The organism is Phenylobacterium sp. (assembly GCF_030645195.1).
Lineage (GTDB): Bacteria > Pseudomonadota > Alphaproteobacteria > Caulobacterales > Caulobacteraceae > Phenylobacterium.
On record NZ_JAUSLW010000006.1, the window covers coordinates 1 to 3,462 of the forward strand.

The 3,462-nt window shown below is 69.5% G+C and carries 3 protein-coding genes; all 3 read right to left on the reverse strand.

The features are described from left to right. A partial coding sequence (locus tag Q7T09_RS00350; protein WP_304696964.1) for an NADP-dependent oxidoreductase occupies positions 1 to 767 on the reverse strand: 767 nt, incomplete at its 3' end. A gap of 95 nt (positions 768 to 862) precedes the next feature. Continuing rightward, positions 863 to 1,843 carry a small ribosomal subunit Rsm22 family protein gene (locus tag Q7T09_RS00355; protein ID WP_304696965.1) on the reverse strand — a complete coding sequence of 327 codons (981 nt, stop codon included), beginning with the start codon at positions 1,841 to 1,843 and terminating at the stop codon, positions 863 to 865. 10 nt (positions 1,844 to 1,853) lie between these two features. Continuing rightward, the coding region (gene acs, locus Q7T09_RS00360; RefSeq protein WP_304696966.1) for an acetate--CoA ligase at positions 1,854 to 3,462 on the reverse strand (1,609 nt) is incomplete at its 5' end.

A 3,462-nucleotide genomic window follows, 5' to 3' on the forward strand; every position in this document is an offset into this window, starting at 1 on the left:
TTGGACAGGTTCGAGACGTTGGAGTGGCCGGAATTGTAGCCGGAGATGAAGCCGCAGACCGGGATGCGGCCGAGCGTGTTCATGCGGCGCAGGGCCGCCTCCAGGTGATCGCCGCCGACATTGTCGAAATAGACGTCGATCCCCTTGGGCGTGGCGGCCTCCAGCTGGCCGCGGATCGGGGCGTCCTTGTAGTTGATGACGGCGTCGAGACCGACCTCGTCCTTCAGCCAGGCCGCCTTCTCCGCGCTGCCCGTGGAGCCGACGACATAGCAGCCCTTGATCTTGGCGATCTGGGCGGCCACCGAGCCCACGGCCCCGCCGGCGGTGGAGACGAAGACCTGTTCACCGTCCTTCAGGGCGCCGATGTGCAGCAGGCCGCCATAGGCGGTGAAGCCGGTCATGCCGAGGGCGTGCATGTGGACGGTCAGCGAGAGGTCCGGATCGGGGGTGAGCTTGGTGAGGCCCTTGCCGTCGCTGGTGAAATATTCGCGGAAGCCCAGTCGGTTGGAGACCAGGTCGCCGACCGCGAAGTCGGGGGTCTTGGACTGGACGACGCGGCCCAGGGCCCCGCCCATCATGGCCTCGCCCAGGGCCTGGCCGGCGGTCAGGCGCGGCCGCATGGCCGGGTCCACCGACATGTACAGGTTCTGCACCAGCACCTCGCCGTCGGCGGCGTCGGGAACCTGGGTTTCGACGACCGCGAACTGGTCGACCGTGGGCATGCCCTTGGGGCGCTCGATGAGGTGGATTTCGCGGCTGATGGGCATGTCGCCCTCCCATTTTGGAATTTGAAAAAGCTAAAAATTCACCGATCACGCAATGTGATGGATCGGCGGGTCCAGTCTGTCACAGGCCCCTCCCGTCAGGGAAGGGCGTCGCCCCAGTCGAGGCGCCGGGCCCAGGCGTAGGCGGCCTTGTCGCGGCGGGGGACCTCGGCCAGCTCGGCGGTCCCCGACGGCGTGCAGAGCTTGAAGGTGATGGCGGGCTTGGCGGTGCGCGGCGGGGCCAGGATGCGGGCGGTGGGCGTCTGGGCCCTCACCGAGGGCTGGGCGGCGACCAGGTAGATAAATTTTTCGTCTTCGAAGGGCAGGTCGGCGCCCTTGGCCAGGCGATGGTCGCGGGACCGCGGCAGGCGCTGGACGAAATGGCACCAGTCCGGCGGGGTCAGCGGGCAGGCCAGGGCGTGGGGGCAGGGGGCCAGCAGGGTCGCGCCGGCCGCGATCAAGGTCTCGCGGGCGGCCAGGATGCGGCGATAGCCGTCCGGGGTTCCGGGCTCGACCAGGGCCAGCATCCCGTCGGTCGCGCTCCACAGGGCCGAGACGGTGTCCGCCTGGCGCGCCGCGGGGATCTCGGCCAGGGCGTAGCTGGCGATCACCAGGTCGGCCTGTGGCCAGTCGGCAGCCGGCGCTGTGAGGTCGCCGCGTAAGAATTTCGCGGCCTTCAGAGCCCCGTGACCCTCGGCGGCCAGCTTGGCGGCCATGTCCAGGAAGGGGCGGCTGGAGTCCAGCAGGGTCACCGATCCCAGGCCCGGCCAGGTTTCCAGGGCCGCCCAGCTCGCCCCGCCGGGGCCGGCGCCGGCGTCCAGCACTCGGGCCGGGGCGAAGTCCGGCGCCATCCGCCGGGCCTGCGCGAGCACATAGGCGCCGGCGGCGTAGGTGGCGGGCAGGCGCGACAGCACATAGGCGATGGCGTCGGCCTCGTCGGTGACCACCACCTTGGAGGTCTCGCCGCCGCGATAGCCGGTGGAAATCTTCGCCGCCCGCTCGGCCAGGCCCTTGCGGGATACGCCGTCCAGCAGGCGGTCGGCGGCGAGGCGCAGGGCGGCGGGCAGGTCGGGGCTCATGACGTCCCGATCAGCTTCCGACGCGGTTCTTCACCAGGTCGTCCACCACCGACGGGTCGGCCAGGGTCGAGGTGTCCCCCAGGTTGGAGAGGTCGTTCTCGGCGATCTTGCGCAGGATGCGGCGCATGATCTTGCCCGAGCGGGTCTTGGGCAGGCCCGGCGCGAACTGCACCACGTCGGGCGCCGCGAAGGGCCCGATCTCCCGGCGGACCCAGCCCTTGAGCTCGGCCTCCAGGATGTCGGTGGGGACCACCTCGGCCTTCAGGGTGACGAAGCAGTAGACCCCCTGGCCCTTGATGTCGTGCGGGAAGCCCACCACGGCGGCCTCGGCGACGTTCTCGTTGCTCACCAGGGCGCTCTCGATCTCGGCGGTGCCCAGGCGGTGGCCGGAGACGTTGATCACGTCGTCCACCCGGCCGGTGATCCAGTAATAGCCGTCCTCGTCCCGGCGGCAGCCGTCGCCGGTGAAATATTTACCGGCATAGGTGGAGAAATAGGTGTCGAAGAAGCGCTGATGGTCGCCGTAGACGGTGCGCATCTGGCCCGGCCAGCTGTCGGTGATCACCAGGTTGCCGCTGGTGGCCCCGTGCAGGGTCTGGCCCTCGGCGTCCACCAGCTCGAACTTGATCCCCGGCAGGGGCTGGGCGCAGGAGCCGGGCTTCAGCGGCGTGGCGCCGGGCAGGGGGGAGGCCAGGCAGGCGCCGGTCTCGGTCTGCCAGTAGGTGTCGACGATGGGGCAGCGGCCGTCCCCCACCACCCGGTGGTACCAGAGCCAGGCCTCGGGATTGATCGGCTCGCCCACCGTGCCCAGCAGGCGCAGGGACTTGCGCGAGGTCTTCTGGACCGGGGCGTCGCCGTCGCGCATCAGGGCGCGGATGGCGGTGGGGGCGGTGTAGAAGGTGTTGACCTTGTGTTTGTCGATCACCTCCCAGAAGCGGGAATTGGTGGGATAGTTGGGCACGCCCTCGAACATCACCGTGGTGGCGGCGTTGGCCAGGGGTCCGTAGACCACATAGGAGTGGCCGGTGACCCAGCCCACGTCGGCGGTGCACCAGAAGACCTCGCCGGGTTTGTAGTCGAAGACCAGCTCGTGGGTGTGGGCCGCCCACACCAGGTAGCCGCCGGTGGTGTGCAGCACCCCCTTGGGCTTACCGGTGGAGCCGGAGGTGTAGAGGATGAACAGCGGGTCCTCGGCGTTCATCGGCTCGGGTTCGCAGGTGTCGGAGACGCTCTGCTTGAGGTCCGAATAGAAGGCGTCGCGGCCTTCCTTCATCGGCACGTCGGCCCGCGTGCGGCGCACCACGACGACGTCGGTGACGCCCGGGCACTGCTCCAGGGCCTCGTCGACATTGCGCTTCAGCGGCACGATCTTGCCGCCCCGCAGGCCCTCGTCGGCGGTGATGACGATCTTGGAGTCGCAGTCCTGGATGCGGCCGGCGATGCTGTCGGGGGAGAAGCCGCCGAAGATCACCGAATGGACCGCCCCGATGCGGGCGCAGGCCAGCATGGCCACGGCGGCCTGGGGGATCATCGGCAGGTAGATGGTGACCCGGTCACCCTTCTGGACGCCCTTGGCCTTCAGCACATTGGCCATGCGGCAGGTTTCGGCGTGCAGCTGG

Excerpts from the sequence above, each read along its gene's own strand:
- Q7T09_RS00355 (WP_304696965.1), bottom strand. The coding sequence starts at position 1,843 with ATGAGCCCCGACCTGCCCGCCGCCCTGCGCCTCGCCGCCGACCGCCTG.